This window comes from Campylobacteraceae bacterium (genome assembly GCA_013215945.1).
GTDB lineage: Bacteria > Campylobacterota > Campylobacteria > Campylobacterales > Arcobacteraceae > NORP36.
This window is the reverse complement of record JABSOM010000005.1, coordinates 66,854-89,675: the sequence shown is the minus strand read 5'-3', so window position 1 is coordinate 89,675 and position 22,822 is coordinate 66,854. Positions and strand designations below refer to the sequence as shown.

Here is a 22,822-nt window from a genome sequence, read left to right as displayed (position 1 = left end):
AAAATATGGCAAAATATATATTATTTGATACAGAAACTACAGGAAATAAAGACGAAGACAGAATCATACAGTTTGGTGCTATGATTATTAATCAAGACTCTTCTTTAGAAGTATTTGATGAATTGTGTTCCAGTGAAGAAAAAATTAAAATTGAAGCAATGGAAGTTCATAACCTAACACCTGATATGTTTGAAGGAAAACCAAAAGCTACTGAAACAAACTTTTATAAAAAATTATTAGAGTTAAATACTAATGAGAACTATTTAATAGCTCATAATATTTCTTTTGATTTAGGAATGATAAAAAAAGAAGGTTTTGAAAATAATTTACAGTTAATTGATACGCTAAGATGTGCAAAACATCTTTTTCCAGATCTTCCTTATCATCGTTTACAATATTTGAGATATGCACTTGAATTGTATAAAACAGAAAAAGAAGAAGCAGCAAAACTTAATATTGTAATTAAAGCCCATGATGCGTTGGGAGATGTTTTAGTAATGAAACTCTTTTTATCAAAATTAATAACAAAAGCAAGAGAACTTTATCCAGATTATAACCCAATTGAGCGTTTAGTAGATTTAACACGAACACCTGTTTTAATTAAAACCTTTAAATTTGGAAAACATAAGGGTAAAGAAATTGCACAAGTAGCAAAAGAGGATGCTTCATACCTTAACTGGATGAAATCAAATATGGATTTAGATGAAGATTTAAAATATACTTTAGACAAAGTATTAAATACAAATAATTATTAAGGAAAAAATTGAATAAGTTTTCAAGAATAGGTTTTATTCTAGCGGCTGCAGGCTCAGCTGTTGGACTAGGAAATATATGGAAGTTCCCTTATATTACAGGGGAATTTGGAGGAGGAGCTTTTGTTCTTATTTACCTTCTTTGTATTTTGCTTATTGGATTATCTGTATTTATAGCAGAATCATTTATAGGTCAATATGCAGAAAGTAATGTAGCAAGCGCTTTTGTTAAAACATCAAGTAAAAAAAATCCTTTATGGAAATATACGGGATTTATGGTCTTTACAGGTCTTATTATTTTGGCATTTTATTCTGTCGTTTTGGGTTGGATTTTGCATTATGTAGTAAGTTCATTTTCATCTTTACCCAGTGAAGCTTCAATAGCAGGGGCTAGTTTTGGCGCATTAACAAAAGATATTAATACACAAATATTTTATCATACCTTGATATCTATTACCGTAATTTACATTGTTCTAAAAGGAATAAAAGAGGGAATTGAAAAAGTAAACTTAATTTTGATGCCTTTATTAGCACTTATTTTATTTGGCCTACTTTTATATGCTTTGTCTTTGGATTCTTTTTCAAAAGCCATGAGTTTTATGTTTATCCCTGATTTTTCAAAAATCAACGAAGATGCACTTTTAGCAGCACTAGGGCAAGCTTTTTTCACCTTGTCTTTAGGAATTGGTACTATTCTTACCTACTCAGCCGCGCTTCCTAAAGGGTCTAATTTTATTAAATCTTCGTTGTATGTAGCAATTATAGATACATCTATTGCACTTATTTCGGGTTTAATTATCTTCACTTTCTTGTTTGAAGCAGGAGCACCAAGTGCTTCTGGACCTGGTTTAGTATTTATATCTCTTCCTGTAATATTTTCTTCTTGGGGAATATTAGGACAAGTTATTGCTATCTCATTTTTTCTGGCTTTAGTATTTGCTGGAATTACTTCTGCTGTTTCTATGATTGAGCCTGCTTTAATGTTTTTTATTGAACGTTTCAAAATGACACGACGAAGTGCAACAGTATTATGTGGTGCTGTATTTTATATACTTGGAATAATAGCTTTATTATCAATGTCAGATGAATACGGTTCTTTATTAAGTTTTTCTGGTAAAAACGCTTTTGATTGGATGGATTTTATTACATCCTCTGTTATGATGCCACTTGCTGCTATTTTAACCTGCGTATTTTTAGGTTATTTTGTAGATAAAAAATTATTACAAACAAGCTTTGAAAAACACACTTCTATTTTAGTATTTAATCTTTGGTATATTTTAGTTAAATATCTTGTACCTTTAGCTATTACTATTTTATTAGTAAACAAACTGGGACTAATCTCTTAACATTACAGGTAAGAAGTATTTTTACTTCTTACCTGTAAGTACCACTCTTAAACAAAAACTTTTATATTAAATACAAACAATAAAATATTTAAAACAATAAATGCTTTTCTTGATTTAATACTTAAAAAAGAAAAAACAATATATATAAACAAAAAATAAATATTCGTATCATAATTATAAGTACTCACCTCATAAGATAAAATCCAAAGTAAATATTCATCAAAAAAAGAACCTTCATTAATAAGATGCAAAAACAAAACAAAAGGGTAAAAAAGAATGAACAATAAAGACAAGAGGGGTGAAAAAAGCTGATACAAAGAAGTAAGAGGGAAAAAATAGTGAATAATAGGATTTAAAGCAGCAAAAATCCAAATATTAAAAAATAAAAATGATATTTTTTTATTTAAATTTTTCAAATGTACAAAATACAAAAATATATAAAATACACCTGCTAAAGAAAAATACAAAGATAAAGAAAATATATACTTAGGAAAAAAACATATAATAAGCATAAAGGTTAATAAGAGGCTTGTAAAAGAGAAAAGTTTGATATGGGAACGTAATAGGACTAAAGCAATACAAAACATTATAAAGGCTCTTAAAAACGATGCTAAAAAGCCAATCAAATACAAATAAAAAAACAAGAAACAAAAAATAGCCAATAAAATATCCATTCTTTTATTTCTATAAGGAAAAAACTGCTGATGTATATTTTTATACAAAAGATGCAAAATAAAATATAAAACAAGAACAATCACTCCTAGGTGAAAACCAGAAATGGCAAATAAATGCGATACGCCATAAGTATTAATAGCTTTTCGTAAACTTTTTGCCATACTTTGTCCTAAAAACAAGGCTTGATATAAGTGCTGCATTAATATATTCTCATGCTGCTGTTTAATTAAAGAAGAAAGTCTGCTTTTTGTAGTAGGTATAGAACTGTTGGCATATAAAACAATACTGTTGGTATAAAAACCCTTAAGATAAGAATAAAAAGTAATATTTTTTGTTAAAAGTAATAATTGAATGTTTTTTATTTCATTTAAATTATAGTCTTTGGGTATTTTACTGTAAAACGTGAAATCATTGTTTGTTAATTTACTAATATAAAAATCGTCTTTTTTATAAAAGAACAAAATAGTAAAAGAGTCTTCGTACAATACATTCTTTTTAACGTTTTTATAAGAAGTATATTCATACAAAGTACTTAATAAAAGTATTAAAGCTAAAAACAAACAAGCCTTGATATATTCTTGTTTGTTTTTAAGTAGTTTTAGTTTTTTTAATTTCATAAACCATTATATGAAATAATGATTTAAATTATTAAACTATTTGATTTTTTTCCAAATTGACATTTCAGATAAAGTATGTTGATATTTTCGTTTACTCTCTTTAATAACAAAAGGTACATCTGTTGTATGAAGCAATTCAAAGTCGCTTAAAGACTCTTTTAATGTCTGCAAGGTAGATATTTCTTTATTGTCTTTAATATATCCACCCAACCAGTTTTCTCTTGGTGTGTATTCTTCTAACCACGTATAAGGACTTAATATCACTAAAAGACCCTCTTTATTTACACGTGTTGGAATATCTTCTAAGAATTTTTGGGGAGAATACAATCTATCAATTAAATTTGAACAAAAAATCAAATCATAAGCCGTATAATTGTCTTTTAAATTACACGCATCTCCTTGCATAAAACTTACCTTATTTTTATACTCATCTAGTCCTAAGTCTTTTAATGAAATAACTTTATTATCAAAGATTTCACCTTCTCTTTTATCTTTATACGTCAAAGTATCGTATTTAACCAGTTTTATTCCAACATTAATAAAATTAGCAGAAAAATCAATTCCTAATACCTCATCATAATGTTTAGCAAGTTCAAAAGTAGATCGTCCTACTGAACAACCTAAATCCAAAGCTTTTATGGTTTTGTTTTTAGGAATAAAATCTTTTACAATTTCAACCGCATTCACACAAAAGTTTTTTACGCCAAAGTTCTCAGCTCCATAATGAAATTCACAGTATTGAGAAATGGATTCATCGGTTTCATATACATTGTCATTTAATTTTGTTCTGTACTCATTACTTGATTTAACATATCTAAAGCCAGCATGTTGATAAAAATCTTTTCTAAAAGCATATCTAGCAGAACGTAAAACTTCATTTCCTAAAGACATAAAAGAGCCCCCTTTCATTAAACAGTGTTTATCATCAAAAGTAGGAGTAGTAAAATCATCATAAGATTTATGTTCTAAAAAATCATCAAAAGGATACATAGGAGTAGTACTCCATTGCCATACATTCCCAACAACATCATAAAAATCATCAAAAGCATATTTATCTACAGGCGTTTGATTAAAATATTTAAGTGCAATATTGGCTTCTTTGTCTTGTGCCTTAACATAATCATTTAAAGCATAAAACTCATCTTCACTGGCCAGTCTTACTTCATAGCCTAAAAGCTCACTTTTGTATTTACAAAATGCTTCTGCTTCATGTGCATTTACATCTACAGGATAATTTAAAGGAAGCTCAACTTCTCTATTGATTTCTCTTAAATAATACGCATTGTCTCGTTTTACCCAAAACTTTGGATAACAGGCTTCTGAATGATCTAACCATTGAATACCCTCTTCACTAAAGTAATGCAGTTTAGAATAGCCCCCTGCTTCAATAAACTCTAAAAACTCTCCATTAGATACTAAGTACTTAGAAGCTTCAAAATCTTTGATACTTGCTTTATGGTAAGAGAATTCATTGTCCCATCCATAAGCTTTAGGATCTTCTCTGTCTTTTTGTAAAACCACTGTAGAACCAAGAACTTTTATGAGCTCATTTTTAGGATAGGTTGAAGAAGCTTCATTGTTATAAGTAAACAAAGCTTTAGAGCTTAAATACTCTAGATCTAATTCTCTTAACAATACAGAAGATGTTTCTATATGAATGTTTTCATGTTCAATACCCATAAGTATAATCCACATAGGAGAATCCCAATTAATAGGCATAGTAAATTCTATATTATCAATTAGTCCTAATACCATAGCTTTAACTTCATCTCTATAGATTTTTGTTTCTTCATAACTAGGCCAGGCATAACTGCTTGCATTTAAATCATCCCAAGTCATTTCATCTACCCCTATAGCAAATGTTGCTTCAAAGGTCTTATTTACACGTTCTTTAATGATATTAGCTACCATTAGTTTATTAACAAAAAATGTTGCAGTATGTCCAAAATAAAAAACCAAAGGATGTCTTAGTCTATTGGGTTGTTTTAAGATATCTTTTTTATCTTTTAATAAATCAAAAAGTTTTTCATCCAGTTCAAAGGTTTGCAAAAAATATTCTTTAATTTCTTTTCTTTTCTCTTCTATACTGCCAGTATCTAAAACAATGGTATCTTTTATATAATTCATTTTATCTCTCTTAGTGATTTTTTGAGTGTTTTATAGTAATAATTACTATGGGTAAAATTGTAGGGTACATTATAACCATAACTTACCTTTAATAAAGTAAAGAGAATTTATGGTAAATTCTCTTTTATAAATTTCCGCACTTTAGTCATTTTATGTGTATTCTTCGTTTACTTATAAGGGATTATATTTAATTATTTTAGAGTAAAAAGAGGAACAATATTATTTAATAATAATATTCAATATCAATAACTCCCCATTCTCAGGTTTTTTAATAAATAAAATAATCAAAATCAGAGAAAAAAAGTAGCAATACACAAAAAATTTACAATTTTAATCTAAGCTTTGATAGTAATCAAGTAATTTTAATTTAGTTTAGTTTAAAATAACTACATTTACAAACATTAAAAGGAAACAAAATGAAAAAATTAGTAATAATGGCCTGTATTCTTGCTGCAACTGCAGCATTCTCTGCACCTTATGCAAAATGTGCTGGATGTCATGGAGCAAACGGAGAGAAAAAAGCATTAGGTAAATCAAAAGTAATGAAAGATATGACTAAGTCTGAAATTGTAGCTGCACTAAACGGTTATAAAGATGGATCTTACGGTGGACCAATGAAAGGTCTTATGAAAGGTCAAGTTGCTAAATTAAGCGCTGCTGATATTCAAGCAATTGCTGATAAAATCGGTAAATAAGACATTTTATTATCAAATCTAGATTTTCTAGGTTTGATGAACTAAAACTTTATTTCGTCCTTGTTCTTTGGCTTCATATACAGCTAAATCTGCTCTTTTAATTAAATCATCTTTAGAACTGGCATTTTTCCAAAATGCAACACCCATTGATACAGTAAGACTAATACTTTCTTTTACATTTGGTACTTTTTGACTTTTAATTTCAATTCTTAGTCTGTTTAGAATTTTTAACAATTCTTCTTCTTCTTTAAAACATAAAAGAATAAACTCTTCTCCTCCAAACCTATATACCTGTGCATTTAAAAGCAAACAATAATCTTGTAGTTTCGAACTTAAGTATTTTAAAGCTTCATCCCCTGCATCATGACCAAACTTATCATTAATACCTTTAAACCTATCTGCATCTACAAAAACAGCAGAGAGTTTGTTTGAATCCAAGCGTTTAACATAAGCATTTAAATCATCTTTCATTTTATACCTGTTATATAAACCTGTTAAATAATCCCTAAACATAATATCTGCCATGTCTTCTTTTTCTTTTAAAAGCTTTTTTATTATCTCATCTCTTAAATCAATAGAAGTTGTATTCTTTTGTTCTAATATAATACCTAAGTGAAATTCAAAACATTGTTCTTTAGTATTGTATTTTAAGGAAGTACATTCAATAATAAGCTGAGGTTTTAAAGAGCCCAAACCATTTACTATTTTTAGTTTCTGTATGTTTTTAATGGAATAGCTGATTTTATCATTTAGTATTTTAGGTTCTAAAAGCTCTTTTTGCCAATATTTGGAAAAGTCTTTTCTTAATATTTTTTGTTGTGCATTTAAAATATCTTCAAAAACTTTTTGATCGACACTAAGTTGTAGCATTTATTTGCCTTTTTTTATTTAAAGAAGTGTATCTTATCTTTGTTTAAGAGCTAAGGCATTTTTTTTATTATTATGATACAATTTTTCAATACTGCTTTCTTTGTTTAATAAAAAAGAAGCATTGTTTTATACAATATATTATTAAAAGGTAAAACATTGAAAACACACATTCTATTAATAAGTTTAAGCTTTTTATTTATTGCTTGTTCTTCTACAAAACCACAGGTACAAGTACAAAACACACAGCAAGAGAAACAAGTCTCTTTAAACGTTTCACAAAACCCTTTGTTTTATGCACAAAAGATAGAATCAAGTATAAATAAACAAGATAAAAAATTCAAACACTTAATAAGGAAACATTTTAAACCCTGGGAAATTAGAAAGTTTTCTTTTTCAAAAGAAGAAGCGCAATGGGGTTTAATGTATGCTAAAAGAGACGTTTACAGCTCAAATTTTCAAAAAATTCCTTCTTCTTGGTTTAAAAAACAAACATACAATTCAAACTTTAAAAAGTACAATACTTTGATGAAAAATGCTATTACTGTTAATAACTCAAACTTAAGAGTATTTCCAAGTGATGGAAAAATATTTTACAATTTTAAAGACAATGCTTCTGCTTTAGCTTTTGATTATAATCAAGCTTCTAGTATTAAAATAAACACCCCTATTGTAATTTCTCATCTCTCAAAAGATAAAGCCTGGGCTTATGCACAAACAGCCTATACTTCTGGATGGTTGAAAATGAAAGATTTAGCTTATGTAAGTGCTAAACTAATAAAACTTTTTAAAACAAAAGATTATTTCATTGCAACAAAAGATAATTTTGCGATTTATAAACACAATATGTTTATTGAAAATGTAAAAGTTGGAACTATTTTTCCTTATAAAAGAGGCAAAAAAAGCGATGAATTTTTCATAGTAAGAAAACATGGATCGTTAAAAGGTCTTATTTCTTATATACATATTTCTTCTGACAATGTAAAAAAAGCACCCATAGCTTTTAATACCTCTAATCTTACCTCTTTAACCAATGAGCTTATTAATGAGCCTTATGGTTGGGGTGGTACCTTTCATGCAAGAGATTGTTCTGAGTTAACCAGAGATTTTTTATCTCCTTTTGGTATTTATTTGGACAGAAATTCAAGATCTCAAAGTAAAAATGGCAAATACCTAAGTATGGAGAAATTAAACAATAAAGAGAAAAAAGCGTTTTTGATAAAACATGGAGTTCCTTTTTTAACCCTTCTTTATAAACAAGGTCATATTATGTTATATATTGGGCATAAAAACAATGAACCTATTATTTTTCATAATCTTTGGAGTATTGTAGGACAAAATGAAGAAGGTGTAAAAAATAAAAATATTATTGGGAAAGCAGTTATTTCCTCACTAGAACCTTTTACTGCAAGAAATCAAGACAATAAAGATTCTTTATTATCCAAAATAAAAGGACTTGTTTTATTAAACAATTAAAAGCAGTATTTGTTATACTGCTTTTCTTAAATAGACCAAACGATATAACATAGGTACATAATACAAATTTAACACCGTAGCCCATAATACTCCAAAACCTAAAGAAACTGCCATAGGCTGTAAAATTAAAGCCTGTCCAGAAGCAAAGAATATCAAAGTAGATAAACCCAAAATAGTAGTAAGTGAGGTTAATAAAATAGGTCGTAACCTAGTAAGGGCTAATTCTTCCAACTCTTCAAGCGTTTTTGCTTTTTTTATAAAATCCATCATAATAATACCGTCATTAACAATCACTCCAGCAAGACCAACCACTCCAATTAAAGAAGGCATGGTAATGTTCATTCCTAAAAGATTATGTCCTACAATAACCCCTAAAAGAGATAAAGGAATGGTTGAAATAATAATAAGAGGTTTAATCAAAGAATTAAACATCCAAACCAAAGAAATAAAAATCAAAGTAACAGCAATAAGTACAGATTGAATCATTTCTTCAATTACTTTTATATTTTCTTCTTCTTCTCCTTTGATTTTAATGCTTACATTATGTCCTACGTCTTCTAATAAATCTTCTAAGTGCGAATAAACTTCGGATGATGTTATTTTTGATAAAGAAGCCGTAAGAGAAATAATACGCAAAGAATTTTCTTTAAAAATTTGAGAATAAGAGGTATTACTGTGAAAAGATACTATTTCTTTTAATAAAACTTTTTTATTGTCAAAAGGTACTTTTATTTCAAAACTTTCTAAAGAAGAAAAAATATCTTTGTTTTTTCCTTTAAAAACAATATCAACCAAACCTTCTTTATCAAACATTTTAGAATACGTTGCATTTAAATAAAGAGGTTTTAATTGTGTACTTAAATAACTCTCACTAATAGCAAGACTTTTCCCATAATTATTAAGACGTAATTTTATTTCTAAATTTCCTTCTAAAACATCATCGGATATATTAGTAACACCGTCTAAAGAAGAAAGTTTGTTTTTAAGTAAAACAAGGGCTTTTTTTACTTCTTCACTGTTTCCACTTAAAGAAAGTTCAAAATCATTTTTAATAATACCTGCTTGTGGTACAAAAATATTTAAGTCCTTAAATGAAGGTGAGAGCGTAAACTCTTTTAGAAGAGCTAAGAGCTCAATTTGTATGTTTTGGGCCGTAGTCGTTCTTAACATATTGCTATCATCATATTTAGGAGATAAATAAGGATTTATATACTTATCAAAAACATTAGCAGGAACATGTTCATTTAAATTAACAAAAATCTGGAAATAAAATTCTTCAAACTGGGCTTGATTCTGCCCATCTAGTTTTAAACCAATAACAGATGAAATGGAAGCCACATTATTTGAGAAATCATATTCTTTCAGAATCTTTTGTTCAATTTGACTCACTAATTCTTCTGTTTGGGAAAGTTTCGCCCCCACGCCAACTGAACCATTAATAAATATTTGAGTATTGTCAAATTCTGGCATTAAGGTAAATTTTGAGTTAAAAGCAGAAACAACAATCAACGATAATATTATTAATACCATAGAGATAAGCCCAAAAAAACGCTTTTTCAATAAATAATTTAACACTTTTTTATAAAATATTTTACTTTTTATCCAAAAAATATCTGATTTTTTAGTTTTTGTATGTACTTTAAATAACTCTTTTGCATGCAAAGGAAGAAAAAAGAAGGCTTCTAAAAGAGAAGCCAATAATAAAATACTAATAATGACAGGTAGTATCTTCATAAACTTGCCTGTTTCACCTGTCATTAGTAAAATAGGTAAAAAAGCACAAATAGTTGTAGCCGTTGCAGTTAATACAGCAGGATAAACTTCCAGCGCCCCATCAAGTGCTGCATCAAATCTGTTTTTTCCCATTTCTAAATGCCTATAGATATTCTCTCCTACTACAATAGCTTCATCAACCAACATTCCAAGCGCAAGTAAAGCACCTAATAAAGACAGCATATTAATAGAATAGCCATAAGCATTAATAACAATTAAAGCAATCATAAAAGAAGTAGGAATACCAATAGCTATTACAATTGCAATTCTTGCATTAATAAAAAACAGTAAAGCAATAAACAATAAACACAAACCAAATAAAATATTAGACACCACCGTATTTAATCTGTTTTTTATCCAAACAGACGTATCCGTATGCGTATCAAAAACAATATCTGGGTATTTTTGTCCATAGTTTTTTAAAATCTTTTTTATTTCTTGGGCTAAATAAATAGCGTCGCCTGAGGCACTTTTATTAATACCAATAGAAATATCTCTTACCCCATTAAAATGGGAGACAAAAGAATTATCATCCAGTGTAAAATCAAGTTTTGCTATATCTTTAAGACGCAGACTTAAATTATTCACAGTAAGTAAAGAGTTTTCTAATGTTTTTAGTTCTTTTTCACCATTATACGTACTTAAATAATAATGCCTTTTACTGTCTTTTATAACGCCCAAGGGAAAAATACTGCTTTGATTTTGTACCGCTGTTATTACATCATTTACATTTAAGCCATACGCATCTATTTTTTTTTCATTAAAAACAATCTCTAGTTCTTTAGAAGAATCGCCCCAAATTTCAACTTCGGATAAATCTTTTAGTTTAATAATGTCTCTTTTTACATCTTTTGCAATAACTAAGAGTTTTTCTTTTTTTAGTGCTGAACTAAGTACTACAGTGATAAGAGGTATTTTATAAATAACTTCACTAATAGTAGGTTCATCCATATCAGAAGGAAGATTTTTTTTACTTTTACTTACAATGTCTTTTACTTCAAAAATAACATCATTTACATTTACGTCTTTTTTTAATTCCAAAACAATAGTAAAAAATCCATTTTTAATAGTAGAAGAAATTTTTGATACATCAGATACCTGACCTAAATCATCTTCTAAGTCTTCAACAACTATTTTATCCAAGAGTTCAGAACTAGCGCCTGCATAACTTCCAAGTATAGAAATGGCTTGCATTTTTGAAGGTGGAAATATTTCTTTAGGAATATTAAAATAAGAAAATACAGACAAAAGCAGTAAAAACAACAAGAGAAGATGGTTTAGAATGGGTTTATTTAAAGCAAAAGAGATAATATATTTTATCATTGTTTATCCAAGGTATTTATAATCAAAGAATCAATAATTTGATTTTTAAACTTCATATCTTCTAATTGTTGAACTAAAAATCTGTTTTCTTCTTTCAAAGAAATATAATGCCCAAAAAGTTTATTAATATCTTTAGAAGTATAATAGATATTGTTTTTTATATATATTTTTGGGAAATACAATAATAATGCAATGCCTAAAGCAGACAGAGCAATAATAATTGAATTTTTTGCATTTAGTTTAATCAAACTTAAAAATCCTTAATTTGGAAGAACGTGAGCGTGGGTTCACTTTAATCTCAAGCGCGCTAGGAGTAATTGGTTTTTTACTAAGAATTTTTCCCAAAGAGTTATTATTTCCACAAGTACATCTAAACGCATCACTTGGACAAATACATTTTTTACTCCATTGTTTAAAATATTGTTTTACTATTCGATCTTCCAACGAATGAAAAGAAATAATAGCCACAATACAATTTTTGGGTTTAAACAAAGCAAGAGAATCAAATAATCGCTTTAACACACCAAGCTCATCATTTACTTCTATTCTAATTCCTTGAAAAGGAAGAGTTGCTGGGTGAATTCGCCCTTTATGCATGTTTTTTGATATACAAGCGGCTAGGTTTTTTGCAGATGTAAAAGGCCTGTTATTAACAATAAGTGAGGCCATTTTTTTATATTCTCTTACTTCTCCACATTCATCAAATACTCGTTCTAATTCATCTTGGGAATAATTATTGACAACAAAAGAAGCATCCAGTTCTTGTTTATCATCCATTCTCATATCAAGAGTTTCACTCTCAAAAGAAAAACCTCTGCTTTTTTTATCCAATTGTAAAGAAGAAACGCCAATATCAGCCAAAATTCCTCTGATTTCAAAATCTTTAAATTGTTCAAAAATATGCTCAAAATTCCCTTTGTTAAACCTAACTCTGGGAGAAAATTCTTCTAAAGCAATTTTTGAAAAATCTAAAGCTTCATCATCTTGATCATTACAAATAAGCTTAATATCATCGTTTTGAAGTAATAAACCCTTGGAATGTCCTGCATAACCAGTAGTACAATCAATGATATAACCTTCTTCTATATCTTCAAAAGCCTTTAGCGTTTCATTGTATAGTACAGGTATATGTGGTGCAGTCATTAAATACATCCTTATTTTATTTTTGATATCATAACAAAACTTTAATTTAAGGCTTTTTAAAATGACTGATAAAAAAACAATAAATTTATTATCCAGCATTTGTTCTATAATGTTTAGAAAGAATTTTTTTGGTATTTACCATGGTGCGATTTCAGCAAAGACTGACCAGCACAGGTTCTTAATCAATAAATCGGACTCAATGTTTGATAAAATGGATGAAAATGCATATTGTGACTTAAGTATTATTACACAAGATTACAGATGGAATACAGCAAGTATGGATTCTCATATTCATGCCAATATTTATAATAACATTCATGAAGCAAAATATATTGCTTTTGGAGTGCCTCTTTATACAACAGCATATTCTTTAACGCACGATAAAATTGTTTTTGAAGACTACTTTGGCAAAACAGCGTTTAATGAACTTCCTATTTATGATCCAGGGGATTTCTCAACTTGGTATAACAGAAATGGTTTGGAGATTACAAAATATTTAAAAGAATCCCATAATCATGTCATGATAATCAAAGGTGTAGGTACTTATGTTTACGACAGAGATATTAATTCTTTATTAAAAAAAATTGCAATCTTAGAAAATAGTTGTAGATTACTTAGTCTAAAATCATCTTTTTAATGGGAGATATATAAGAAAAATACAATTATTTAAGTAATGAGCCTACTTTTAGGTATTTGTAAGCTTAGATAGTATAAAGTTTGCCTATCTTAAATTTAAACAAAGGGATTTTTCTATGAATAAAGCAGAATTTATCGACGCAATTGCAGCAAAAGCTGGATTATCTAAAAAAGACGCTAAGGGTGCAGTTGATGCAGTACTTGAAACAATTACTGAAACATTAGTAAAAAGAGAAAACGTTAGTTTTATTGGTTTTGGAACTTTTTCTACAGCTGACAGAGCTGCTAGAACAGCGAAAGTACCAGGAACAGACAGAACAGTTAATGTACCTGCAACTACTGTAGCTAAATTTAAAGTTGGAAAATCTTTAAAAGAAGCAGTATCTGGAAAAAAATAATTCTATTTTTTTTTAAAAGGCTTGTGTTTTCACAAGCCTTTTTTTATGTAAAATTTTAATCCTACTACTAAAGAACACTTTTGTTATTTTTACAAAATTTACTATAAATTCTATCCTTTTCTAAACACCCAAACAAATAAATTTAAATTCACAAATAACTAGTTTATGCCTTTAATTCTATTTTAAAGTCTTTAAGTATACAATTTGTATACATCAAGGAGTTCTTATGGAAATTAATTCAGGAATATCGTACAATCAGAGTTCTTATTTAAATGGAAATAAAGCATTAGAGCGAATTTCAAGTGGCTCAAAATTAAACTCTGCCAGTGATGATGCTTCCTCTTTAGCTATATCTGCCCAACTACAAAAACAAAGCAGTGGTTATGCACAATCTATTTCAAATGTTAATTCTGGTGTTGCTTTAACACAAATTGCAGATCAGGCTATTAATGAACAAAGTAATATCCTAGATACCATTAAAGAAAAACTTTTACAAGCCTCAACCGATACAACTTCAGATGATGGAAGAGCAAATATTTTAAAAGATATTCAAGCTTTGAGTGAGCAATTAAACAATATTGCAAGCTCTACTAATTATAATGGCAATTATCTCTTACAAGAAAATGCCACTTCACAAGAAACAAGTGCAAATTTAAGTTTTCAAGCAGGGAATTCAAGTTCTGATACCATTGAAACACAAGGAATTCAAGCAAATACGCTAGGACTTGGTCTTGAAAACTTATTAAATCAAGATGCAGCTACTTTTGATTCAAGTACAGCAAGAGAATATTTAGAGACTGTTGATTCTGCTATTAGCACCTTAAGCAGCTTTCGTTCAGAATTAGGAAGCTCACAAAACCAATTAGAAAGCTCTGGAAGATCATTGATTTCTGCTTATACTCAAACACAAGAAGCGCAATCTGTTCTAAGTTCAGCCAATATTGCAGAAGAAATAGCAAACTTTAATAAAAACAATGTATTAACACAAGCAGGTATTTATGCCCTTGCCCAAAGTAATAATATTAAACAAGATGCCGTAATAAGATTGCTTTCCTAACAATCTTATTACTGTTTTACTCTAACTTCCCAAATACTTTATATTCTTCCCAGTACTCATCTAAAGCACTTTTTAATTCTTCTTTGCTTAAATATGTTTTTTCTTTTATTCCAAAACGACTAATAAAAGCTTCTGGCATTATGGTATTTTTTTCCTTGGGATTTTGCAGATAAGAGAGCATTTGTTTTTTAAGCTCACCTTGTGAAGAATACGTAAGCAAATACCTATAAAAAAACTTATCAATTGAAACAGGAAGTTTGTTATGGCAAGATAAACAGTTCTGCTTGTACACAGAAGCTTGCATTTGTATTATTAAACAAAACCCTATCATTAAAACTTTTACCATCTAAGCTCCATTTTTGTTCCTTTCTTAATAAGAGAAGAAGCCGTAATATTTATATCATACTCATCACAAATAAGTTTAACTATATTAAGTCCAATCCCAAAACCCCCAACTTGATAAGAAAAACGAGAGTAACGCTGAAACAGATATTTTATATCTTCTTCTTTAATCCCAATACCCGTATCTTCTATGCAAAGATAAGACTCTTTTAAAATAAAATGTATACTTCCTTTTATTTTATTATATTTAATAGCATTGGAAATTAAATTATCGATTATTTTAGAAATCTTCTTATTATCGCAATAAATAAAAATATCTTTGTTTATCTGTGAGTGCATTGTTATTTTTTTACTTTTTGATAAGGATTTAAAATATTCAATGCGTTGAAGAAACAAAATACTTAGGTTTATATTCTCATTCTTTGAAATAATTTTATTATTAAGCGTTAAATACGTCAAATCATCATAAATATTTGAAACCGTGCGTGCTGCAATTTCTATTCTGTTTATCTTTTTTTGAATTTTTTCATCAAAACTATGGTTTTTAAGCATTTCAACATTTGAAGTAATAACCATTAAGGGCGTATTTAACTCATGCGTTGTATCTTTTATAAAATTATCCAAAAGGAAAAAAGAGTCTCTCATTGGTTTTAAAAATAATCTTAATAAAAAAAATCCCATTAAAAACATAAAAATAAAAGCAATACTTGAAAAAAGTGCTATCTCTTTTTTTACACTAAAAAACCAATCATTTTTGTCTATTATCTCAATAACAATATACTTAGCCCCTAAATAATAAGATTCAGGTTCTTCTATAAAATGAATATGAGAAGTATTGGTATAAATAACTTCATTTAAAGAAACATTTTTGGCTTCTAGGGTTGAAAAAATAAGCGTTTGCTCACTGTCATAAATAGCTGAATTGAATTTTTCATCTCTGGGATAATATTTGTATTTGTCAAAATTAATATGTAAGTCTTTTAAACGTAAGATAAAGTCTTTGGAATAAGCTTGTAATACTTCTCTTTTATTTTGAAGCATTAAGTCTTTTTGAAAAGTAAAATATAAAAAAGAGACAAAAAAGATAATTACAAGGCAAAGGAAAGTATAAAGGCTTAAAAAAGAATATAAAGTCTTTTTTTCACTTTGATGTAAATCTATACCCAAATTTTTTAACACTGATTATCCTGTCTTTACCGAATATTTTTCGTAAGTTTTTAATATAGGTTCGCAAAGAATTATCACTAAACACTTCGTCATAATCCCAAAGAGCTTGGTGTATTTCTTCATGAGAAATTAAAGTATTTTGTTTTTGTAAAAAAAACTTTAATAACAAACATTCTTTATGATTTAAAACTATTTTTTCATCATTTTTATATAAAGTATTGTTATTAACATCGTAAAAAATACCTGTATCTATTTCTATTCTTTCATTTATATTATGAAAATAACCGTTTTTTATAATGGTTTTAATACGCAAAAGAAGTTCTTTTAATTCAAAAGGTTTACGTAAAAAATCATCACAGCCACTCTCATAGCCTTTTTCAAAATCATCCATTGAATTTAAAGACGTTAAAAAAATAGCAGGTACTAAAATATTATGATTGCGTAGGTTTTTCAAAAGCTCAAAACCATTTAATGAAGGAACATTAACATCCAGTAAAATCAAATCATAAGAGTTTTCATACAAGTGAGTATAAGCTTCATAACCATCAAACATAGATACGACCTCATAATCATTTTCACTTAAATACTCAGAAATCGTTTCATTCAAGGTAATATCATCTTCTAATAAAAATATTTTCTTTTTCATTATTTCATCTTTTTAACATTTTTTAAATACTCTTTTTTTTCTGAAGCATTCATAGTAGAAAGCCTAGAGTTAAGTTCTCGCTTAAAATTATTTATTTTAGCAGGTTTTACATAGCCCATTATTGCAATAAGCTCCTGTGTACTCATTTCTGAAAAGTTTTCGCAATACACAAAAGAAAAACAAAGAAGCATTAATAATAATTTTTTCATTTAATCACTTTTTTTGTTAATAATATCATAATAATAGTGTAAAATCATATACTAAGCTTGACTCTTTTCTTTATAATTATTTACAGCCTCCATTACTTTTACGGCTGCTGGTAAGATAGCTTCACTTAATGCAGGATGAATATACAACATATCTTTTAAATGCCTTACATCATTATTTATATGCATTACTGCCAAAATTTGATGCATCAAGGTTGAACTTTCTGGTCCTATTAAATGACATCCTAATATTTCATAAGAAGCAGGATCTACTAATAATTTCGTACGGGGATAAGTACGTTTGGTAGACATTGCTTTTGCACTTGCTAACCAGTTTGTTGTTGAGCTTACATAAACTCTCTTATTAGAGTCCAATTCTTCTTGTGTATATCCAACACTTGCAATTTCAGGATCAGTAAAAACAGCATGAGGCATATATTTAAAAGCCAAGGGTTTTTTTTCATTCGCAAATAAAATTTTGTACAAATAATTCACTTCATAAGCAGCCGCATGTTGTAACATATGTTCTCCACTTGCATCTCCTACAACATAAACTCCTTTTACAGAACTTTGGAAAAATGCATCTCTTTTAATAAAACCATTTGCTTTGATTTTTATGTCCGTATTTTCTAGTTCCAGCGTATCCGTATTAGCTATTCTTCCTGTTGCATATAATAAAGCTTCACTTTTATGAAGCGTACTTGTTTTATTTTTATGTTTTAATTTCATTGTAAATTCATTCTTACTATACTGCACGTCTTCCAGTGTTGTTTCAAAATCAATATCTATATTTTTAGAAAACTCTTTTTTAAAAATATCAGAAATATAAGCATCTTCATTTTTCAATAAAGTATTTGAACGCACTAACAATTTGGTTTTAATACCCACCGCATCAAAAAAATTCGCAAGTTCACAAGCTATGAACCCAGAACCTACAATAGTAATAGATTTAGGAACACGTGTTTTTAAGGGAAATAAATCATCACTGCTCCAGGCTTTTTGATGTTCTGGCGCAATAGGTCTTGTACCTGTTGCTATAACAATAATTTTTGCACTTAATTCTTCATTGTTTACTTTAACCGTAGTATTATTAAGAAAACTTGCATTTCCTTTATAAACAGTAACATTTTCATTAAATTTATTTTTATATACACTATCTATACCATTAACATAAGCATTACTTTCTTCAAAAATTTTCTCAAGATCAATATTTTGAATACTTGCTTCAATAAAATGTTTTTTTGATTCTTTTATAGCACGTGCAACATGGGCATATCCAATTAATAACTTTGATGGAACACATCCTCTATTGGGACAAGTACCTCCTAAAGCACTTTTTTCTATCAATGCAACTTTTTTTCCCAATTTTGAAGCTTTTACTGCTAAATTACTTGCTCGTCCAGCTCCTATAATTATCAAATCGTAATTTTTCATAAATACCAACCTTTTAAATATTGTTAAACATATTTTAGTCTATATTTTTAATTTTTTGGTAAAAACAAAAGACATTTAAGCAATTAAAATAATTAGTTATATTATCAATATTTTAATTGTTTAATAATTATACTAAAATAAGCATTTAATAATAAAATAAATCATATAATGCACATATTAAAATAATAGGACCTAAAATGCCCCAAGTAGGAAAATTATTCAATTCTGTCCCTTATATTGTAAGAGACCAAGAATGTGGTTATACTGACATCCCTGAAGTAGAAGAAGTTATAAACGATTTTCTATCAAATTATATGCTAAAAATAGACAATTTAGTAAATGTATTTTCAAATAACAGAGATACACAAACAAATTTCCATATAAAAGTAAATGGAAACATGCCAAAAGATTCGATTTATGTTGATTATAAACATCATAATTTTGAAATCACTTTTGAAGAATACAAAGAAGCTAAAACAAAAGCAAAAACAATTAACTCTTTGATGTTCATAGAAGAATTTAAACACAGAGAAAACAATGCGTTAGTTGATTCTTTTGAATATATGATTGGATGTGATGGTAACAAACTGTTTATATCTGTATCAAAAGATAAATTTAATATTTATAAACCCAATTCTCCTGCAAATCTGCACAGACTTTCTTTATTAAATAAAAAAAGTATTTTAGAAGAGGTTTGTGAAGAATTTGATATTTCTTTTACAGAACTTTATAAAGAATTGCATCCAAATATTATCAAACAAGTGTGTAAAGACTTACAATTAACGTATAAAAGACTGGCAAGTGAAATTGGATATAAACCAGATACGATTAATAAATCAGCATCTACAGGAAAAATATCTGAACAATTAAACAAAGCCATTGAAATGTATTTAGAGAACTTACGATTAAAAGAAGAACTTAAAGAGTTCACTATTATGAAGAATACCCTTAATAAAATCCTATCTTAAGAAATATTTCATTAGAATCCTTTAACAAAAGCCCGTTAAAAATACATAAAATTTAATTATTTTTTATTTTTGACTTAAAAAACACAAAAGTGAGCATTATGATTAAAAATATTTTATTAGTACTTTGTACAGCAGTTCTATTTCAAGGATGTTTTGAAGAAGTAGAAGACAAGTGGAGTGCGTTTATTTATCCAGATCCTAGCAATACCAAACGTTTTTTAATTTTGGAAGATACAACAAAAGACTTAAAAAAATGTCAAGAACTTGCAAAATCTTATTTAATAAAAGAAAACTTAGATTTAGCTACTTATAAATGTGGATTACACTGTGTATACAATGAAAAATTAAAATCCAATATTTGTGAAGAAATGAACTAGTCTAATATCTTATGTCAAGAAATATTACTTTTAAATTCATCTTCCAAAGCGTTCTAGAAAAAAAGAAAGCGCTTATAATTGGTCAAATTGTTACTGTGCTTGCAATAATGATTTCTATTCCCATTCCTTTGTTATTGCCTATGTTAGTGGACGAAGTTCTTTTAGATAAACCCAGTTCAATTTTAGCTAGTATTGATACAATCATAGGATCTGGGGATGCTTTTTATTATATAAGCATTGTAACTTTGTCTGTCATAATATTGCGTATAGTATATTTTATTCTCTCAGTAATTATTACTAAAATTTTTACAAAAATTTCCAAACATGTTACGTTTAAAATAAGAGAAAAACTTCTTACGCATTTAAAACGTGTTTGTATCAATGAATATGAAACCTTAGGATCTGGCGCTGTATCTGCTAATTTAATTACCGATGTTAATACCTTGGATGCATTTATTATAACCAGCAGTTCAAAATTAATTTCCTCTGTTTTAACACTTCTCGCCGTTTCTGTTGTAATGATTATTATTCATCCCATGCTTGGACTTATGATTTTAACCATACAACCAATAATCATGCTCTTATCCAAGAGAATCTCAAAAAATGTTTCTGTATTAAAAAAAGAAGAAAATGAAGCAGTAGAAGATTTTCAAAACAATATTTCAGAAGTTTTAGAACTTTTTTCACAAATAAAAGCATCAAATAAAGAAGAGAACTTTTTTCAAAATGCCATTAACAAAGCCAAAAACGTGCAAATAACATCAAATGAATACGCCTATAAAAGTTTGGCTTATGAGCGTTTTTCTTTTACTATTTTTTTAGTTGCTTTTGAAGTATTACGAGCCTCTGGTTTAATTATGGTGGCTTACAGTGATTTATCTATTGGTTTAATGTTTGCAATGTTTGGTTATATTTGGTTTATAATAACTCCCATTCAAGATATCTTATCCATGCAGTACTCTTATGCATCTGCAAAAGCAGCCATTAAAAGAATTAATAAAATTCTTGATTTGCATTTAGAAGAAGACAGCCATGAAATATTAAAACTTAAAAACAATGCTTTAGACATACATGTTAAAAAACTACGATTTTTTTACAATACAGATAAAATTGTTTTAGATGATATTTCTTTTTCTATTAAAGCCGGTGAAAAAGTGGCTTTTATAGGCGCTAGTGGTTCAGGTAAAACGACCCTTGCTCAAATAATATCTTCTTTTTATACCCTAAAAGGTGGGAATATTTTTTACAATGATATCTCCATTCATGATATTAAAAAATCTTCTTTAAGAGAAAATATATTTTTAGTACTTCAAATGCCTATTTTATTTAATAATACTCTTAGATTTAATATTACTATGGGAAATGATGAAATCTGCGATAATAAAATTAAAGAAGCCCTTGAAATAGCTCAAATGACAGAACTTATAAATGACATGAAAGAGGGTTTAAATACCATTGTTGGGAAAAATGGAATTCGTTTAAGCGGAGGACAACGCCAACGCTTATCCATTGCACGAATGATTATTGCTGATCCTGCTGTTGTAATATTCGATGAATCAACTTCTGCTTTGGATGTACATACAGAAACCAGACTTTTTGCAGATTTAGAAAAAGTATTAAAAAACAAAACCGTTATTACTATTGCGCATCGTTTAAGTACAGTAAAAAATGCCAATAAAATTTATGTTTTACATGAAGGGAATATTGTACAAGAAGGAAATCATGAGACTTTGTCTTTAGAAGAGGGGCATTACAATAGTTTTGTTCACTCTCAACTCATATAATTAGGTTATAATACAAAAAAACATTAAGATAAACAATGAAAAAAACAAAAACACTCCATAAAAACAATCCGCACAATCAAGAATACAATTTTGATGAACTTTGTACTTCTTACCCTGCTTTAAAAGAATATGTATTAATAAATAAATACAATAATGAATCCATAGATTTTTTTAATACAAAAGCAGTACTTGCCCTTAATAAAGCGCTCTTAAAACACTATTATAAAATAGAGAATTATGATTTACCACAGCAGCATTTAATTCCTCCTATTCCTGGACGTGCAGATTATATACACTATTTAGCACAATATTTAATGCAAAACAATAACAATACAATTCCAAGAGGAAAAGACGTAAAGATTTTAGACATAGGAACAGGTGCTAACTGTATTTATCCTATTATTGCAAGTTCTGCTTATGATTGGGACCTTGTAGCAAGTGATAGCTCACAAGAGTCTTTAGACATTGCAAAAAATATTGTAGCATCCAATATATCTTTGAACAATAAAGTAGAATTTAGGTTCCAAAATAAACAAAGTGATGTATTAAAAAACATTGTTTCAAACGATGAATATTTCATGGCAAGTATTTGTAACCCTCCGTTTCATAAATCACAAGAAGATGCCAGTGCTGCTTCAAGCAGAAAAATAAAGAACCTAAAAAAAGATGAATATGCTAAAACGGTACTTAATTTCTCAGGAACTGCAAGTGAACTTTGGTGTCAAGGTGGAGAAGTAGAGTTTATATCTAAACTTATTTCTCAAAGTACACTTTATAAAAAGAATTTCTTTTGTTTCTCTACTTTGGTTTCTAAAAAAGAGCACTTAAGTATTTTCGAGCGAAAACTTAAGAACTTAAAAGCCATTGATATTAAAATTCTTGAAATGAAACAAGGTCAAAAAATATCTAGAATTTTAGTTTGGAGTTTTTTAAGTAAAAAAGAAAAACAAGCATGGCTAGAAAAACATCTTTAAAATCTTAAGAAAAGTTTAATTTTTAATTTACATTAAATT

The 22,822-nt window shown here is 28.2% G+C and carries 22 protein-coding genes; 11 read left to right on the top strand and 11 right to left on the bottom strand.

The window, feature by feature from the left end; genetic code table 11:
* Positions 1 to 5 precede the first annotated feature (5 nt).
* Both HRT41_06680 and HRT41_06675 read left to right on the top strand, forming a co-directional pair.
* Positions 6 to 755 carry a 3'-5' exonuclease gene (locus HRT41_06680; GenBank protein ID NQY23701.1) on the top strand — a complete coding sequence of 250 codons (750 nt, stop codon included), beginning with the start codon at positions 6 to 8 and terminating at the stop codon, positions 753 to 755.
* A gap of 8 nt (positions 756 to 763) precedes the next feature.
* The gene (locus HRT41_06675) at positions 764 to 2,098 is read left to right on the top strand and encodes a sodium-dependent transporter (protein ID NQY23700.1); all 1,335 of its coding nucleotides are present in this window, start codon (positions 764 to 766) and stop codon (positions 2,096 to 2,098) included.
* 47 nt (positions 2,099 to 2,145) lie between these two features.
* On the opposite strand, the gene HRT41_06670 is transcribed toward HRT41_06675, so the two are convergent.
* Both HRT41_06670 and ovoA read right to left on the bottom strand, forming a co-directional pair.
* Complete coding sequence (locus HRT41_06670) at positions 2,146 to 3,390, bottom strand: ComEC/Rec2 family competence protein (protein ID NQY23699.1); 1,245 nt, start codon at positions 3,388 to 3,390, stop codon at positions 2,146 to 2,148.
* Positions 3,391 to 3,426: 36 nt separating this feature from the next.
* A complete protein-coding gene (gene ovoA, locus HRT41_06665) occupies positions 3,427 to 5,517 on the bottom strand; it encodes a 5-histidylcysteine sulfoxide synthase (protein ID NQY23698.1) in 2,091 nt (696 codons plus the stop codon).
* Positions 5,518 to 5,933: 416 nt separating this feature from the next.
* Between ovoA and HRT41_06660 the strand changes: the two genes are divergently transcribed.
* Complete coding sequence (locus tag HRT41_06660) at positions 5,934 to 6,212, top strand: c-type cytochrome (GenBank protein ID NQY23697.1); 279 nt, start codon at positions 5,934 to 5,936, stop codon at positions 6,210 to 6,212.
* A gap of 27 nt (positions 6,213 to 6,239) precedes the next feature.
* Here the strand turns inward: HRT41_06660 and HRT41_06655 are convergent, their stop codons facing one another.
* Complete coding sequence (locus HRT41_06655; protein NQY23696.1) at positions 6,240 to 7,082, bottom strand: GGDEF domain-containing protein; 843 nt, start codon at positions 7,080 to 7,082, stop codon at positions 6,240 to 6,242.
* A 156-nt stretch (positions 7,083 to 7,238) separates the two neighbouring features.
* Between HRT41_06655 and HRT41_06650 the strand changes: the two genes are divergently transcribed.
* Positions 7,239 to 8,555, top strand: coding sequence for an SH3 domain-containing protein (locus tag HRT41_06650; GenBank protein ID NQY23695.1), 1,317 nt, complete (start codon positions 7,239 to 7,241; stop codon positions 8,553 to 8,555).
* A 12-nt stretch (positions 8,556 to 8,567) separates the two neighbouring features.
* Here the strand turns inward: HRT41_06650 and HRT41_06645 are convergent, their stop codons facing one another.
* The 3 genes from HRT41_06645 to rsmH are packed head-to-tail and all read right to left on the bottom strand — an operon-like array spanning position 8,568 to position 12,794.
* A complete protein-coding gene (locus HRT41_06645) occupies positions 8,568 to 11,651 on the bottom strand; it encodes an efflux RND transporter permease subunit (GenBank protein ID NQY23694.1) in 3,084 nt (1,027 codons plus the stop codon).
* Complete coding sequence (locus HRT41_06640) at positions 11,648 to 11,899, bottom strand: hypothetical protein (GenBank protein NQY23693.1); 252 nt, start codon at positions 11,897 to 11,899, stop codon at positions 11,648 to 11,650. Before HRT41_06640 ends, HRT41_06645 begins: the two co-directional genes overlap by 4 nt.
* A complete protein-coding gene (gene rsmH, locus HRT41_06635) occupies positions 11,892 to 12,794 on the bottom strand; it encodes a 16S rRNA (cytosine(1402)-N(4))-methyltransferase RsmH (protein ID NQY23692.1) in 903 nt (300 codons plus the stop codon). The genes HRT41_06640 and rsmH overlap by 8 nt, the downstream gene beginning before the upstream one ends.
* A 61-nt stretch (positions 12,795 to 12,855) precedes the next feature.
* On the opposite strand from rsmH, the gene HRT41_06630 reads away from it, so the two are divergent.
* The 3 genes from HRT41_06630 to HRT41_06620 all read left to right on the top strand — a co-directional run bounded on the left by HRT41_06630 (position 12,856) and on the right by HRT41_06620 (position 14,885).
* The gene (locus tag HRT41_06630) at positions 12,856 to 13,431 is read left to right on the top strand and encodes a class II aldolase/adducin family protein (protein ID NQY23691.1); all 576 of its coding nucleotides are present in this window, start codon (positions 12,856 to 12,858) and stop codon (positions 13,429 to 13,431) included.
* Positions 13,432 to 13,546: 115 nt separating this feature from the next.
* Positions 13,547 to 13,828, top strand: a complete 282-nt coding sequence (locus tag HRT41_06625; protein ID NQY23690.1) for an HU family DNA-binding protein — start codon at positions 13,547 to 13,549, stop codon at positions 13,826 to 13,828.
* Between the two features lie 226 nt (positions 13,829 to 14,054).
* Positions 14,055 to 14,885 (top strand): flagellin, encoded by an 831-nt coding sequence (locus HRT41_06620; protein NQY23689.1) that lies wholly within the window; start codon positions 14,055 to 14,057, stop codon positions 14,883 to 14,885.
* A gap of 16 nt (positions 14,886 to 14,901) precedes the next feature.
* Here the strand turns inward: HRT41_06620 and HRT41_06615 are convergent, their stop codons facing one another.
* Genes HRT41_06615 through HRT41_06595 form a run of 5 tightly spaced genes read right to left on the bottom strand, consistent with a single transcriptional unit; the run spans position 14,902 to position 18,680 of the window.
* The gene (locus tag HRT41_06615; protein ID NQY23688.1) at positions 14,902 to 15,231 is read right to left on the bottom strand and encodes a hypothetical protein; all 330 of its coding nucleotides are present in this window, start codon (positions 15,229 to 15,231) and stop codon (positions 14,902 to 14,904) included.
* Entirely contained in the window at positions 15,225 to 16,406 is a 1,182-nt protein-coding gene (locus HRT41_06610) for a HAMP domain-containing histidine kinase (protein ID NQY23687.1), read from the bottom strand. Before HRT41_06610 ends, HRT41_06615 begins: the two co-directional genes overlap by 7 nt.
* The gene (locus tag HRT41_06605; protein NQY23686.1) at positions 16,369 to 17,040 is read right to left on the bottom strand and encodes a response regulator transcription factor; all 672 of its coding nucleotides are present in this window, start codon (positions 17,038 to 17,040) and stop codon (positions 16,369 to 16,371) included. The genes HRT41_06610 and HRT41_06605 overlap by 38 nt, the downstream gene beginning before the upstream one ends.
* Entirely contained in the window at positions 17,040 to 17,249 is a 210-nt protein-coding gene (locus tag HRT41_06600) for a DUF1104 domain-containing protein (protein ID NQY23685.1), read from the bottom strand. Before HRT41_06600 ends, HRT41_06605 begins: the two co-directional genes overlap by 1 nt.
* A 51-nt stretch (positions 17,250 to 17,300) precedes the next feature.
* Complete coding sequence (locus HRT41_06595; protein NQY23684.1) at positions 17,301 to 18,680, bottom strand: dihydrolipoyl dehydrogenase; 1,380 nt, start codon at positions 18,678 to 18,680, stop codon at positions 17,301 to 17,303.
* 737 nt (positions 18,681 to 19,417) lie between these two features.
* Between HRT41_06595 and HRT41_06590 the strand changes: the two genes are divergently transcribed.
* From HRT41_06590 to rlmF, 4 genes are all read left to right on the top strand, one after another.
* Positions 19,418 to 19,648, top strand: a complete 231-nt coding sequence (locus HRT41_06590; protein NQY23683.1) for a transcriptional regulator — start codon at positions 19,418 to 19,420, stop codon at positions 19,646 to 19,648.
* A gap of 98 nt (positions 19,649 to 19,746) precedes the next feature.
* Positions 19,747 to 20,025, top strand: coding sequence for a hypothetical protein (locus HRT41_06585; protein ID NQY23682.1), 279 nt, complete (start codon positions 19,747 to 19,749; stop codon positions 20,023 to 20,025).
* A gap of 11 nt (positions 20,026 to 20,036) precedes the next feature.
* Entirely contained in the window at positions 20,037 to 21,809 is a 1,773-nt protein-coding gene (locus HRT41_06580) for an ABC transporter ATP-binding protein (GenBank protein NQY23681.1), read from the top strand.
* A gap of 35 nt (positions 21,810 to 21,844) precedes the next feature.
* Entirely contained in the window at positions 21,845 to 22,783 is a 939-nt protein-coding gene (rlmF, locus tag HRT41_06575; GenBank protein NQY23680.1) for a 23S rRNA (adenine(1618)-N(6))-methyltransferase RlmF, read from the top strand.
* Positions 22,784 to 22,822 lie beyond the last annotated feature (39 nt).

Excerpts from the sequence above, each read along its gene's own strand:
- HRT41_06680 (NQY23701.1), top strand. The coding sequence starts at position 6 with ATGGCAAAATATATATTATTTGATACAGAAACTACAGGAAATAAAGAC.
- HRT41_06670 (NQY23699.1), bottom strand. The coding sequence starts at position 3,390 with ATGAAATTAAAAAAACTAAAACTACTTAAAAACAAACAAGAATATATC.
- ovoA (NQY23698.1), bottom strand. The coding sequence starts at position 5,517 with ATGAATTATATAAAAGATACCATTGTTTTAGATACTGGCAGTATAGAA.
- HRT41_06660 (NQY23697.1), top strand. The coding sequence starts at position 5,934 with ATGAAAAAATTAGTAATAATGGCCTGTATTCTTGCTGCAACTGCAGCA.
- HRT41_06655 (NQY23696.1), bottom strand. The coding sequence starts at position 7,082 with ATGCTACAACTTAGTGTCGATCAAAAAGTTTTTGAAGATATTTTAAAT.
- HRT41_06645 (NQY23694.1), bottom strand. The coding sequence starts at position 11,651 with ATGATAAAATATATTATCTCTTTTGCTTTAAATAAACCCATTCTAAAC.
- rsmH (NQY23692.1), bottom strand. The coding sequence starts at position 12,794 with ATGACTGCACCACATATACCTGTACTATACAATGAAACGCTAAAGGCT.
- HRT41_06630 (NQY23691.1), top strand. The coding sequence starts at position 12,856 with ATGACTGATAAAAAAACAATAAATTTATTATCCAGCATTTGTTCTATA.
- HRT41_06625 (NQY23690.1), top strand. The coding sequence starts at position 13,547 with ATGAATAAAGCAGAATTTATCGACGCAATTGCAGCAAAAGCTGGATTA.
- HRT41_06620 (NQY23689.1), top strand. The coding sequence starts at position 14,055 with ATGGAAATTAATTCAGGAATATCGTACAATCAGAGTTCTTATTTAAAT.
- HRT41_06615 (NQY23688.1), bottom strand. The coding sequence starts at position 15,231 with ATGGTAAAAGTTTTAATGATAGGGTTTTGTTTAATAATACAAATGCAA.
- HRT41_06605 (NQY23686.1), bottom strand. The coding sequence starts at position 17,040 with ATGAAAAAGAAAATATTTTTATTAGAAGATGATATTACCTTGAATGAA.
- HRT41_06600 (NQY23685.1), bottom strand. The coding sequence starts at position 17,249 with ATGAAAAAATTATTATTAATGCTTCTTTGTTTTTCTTTTGTGTATTGC.
- HRT41_06595 (NQY23684.1), bottom strand. The coding sequence starts at position 18,680 with ATGAAAAATTACGATTTGATAATTATAGGAGCTGGACGAGCAAGTAAT.
- HRT41_06585 (NQY23682.1), top strand. The coding sequence starts at position 19,747 with ATGATTAAAAATATTTTATTAGTACTTTGTACAGCAGTTCTATTTCAA.
- HRT41_06580 (NQY23681.1), top strand. The coding sequence starts at position 20,037 with ATGTCAAGAAATATTACTTTTAAATTCATCTTCCAAAGCGTTCTAGAA.
- rlmF (NQY23680.1), top strand. The coding sequence starts at position 21,845 with ATGAAAAAAACAAAAACACTCCATAAAAACAATCCGCACAATCAAGAA.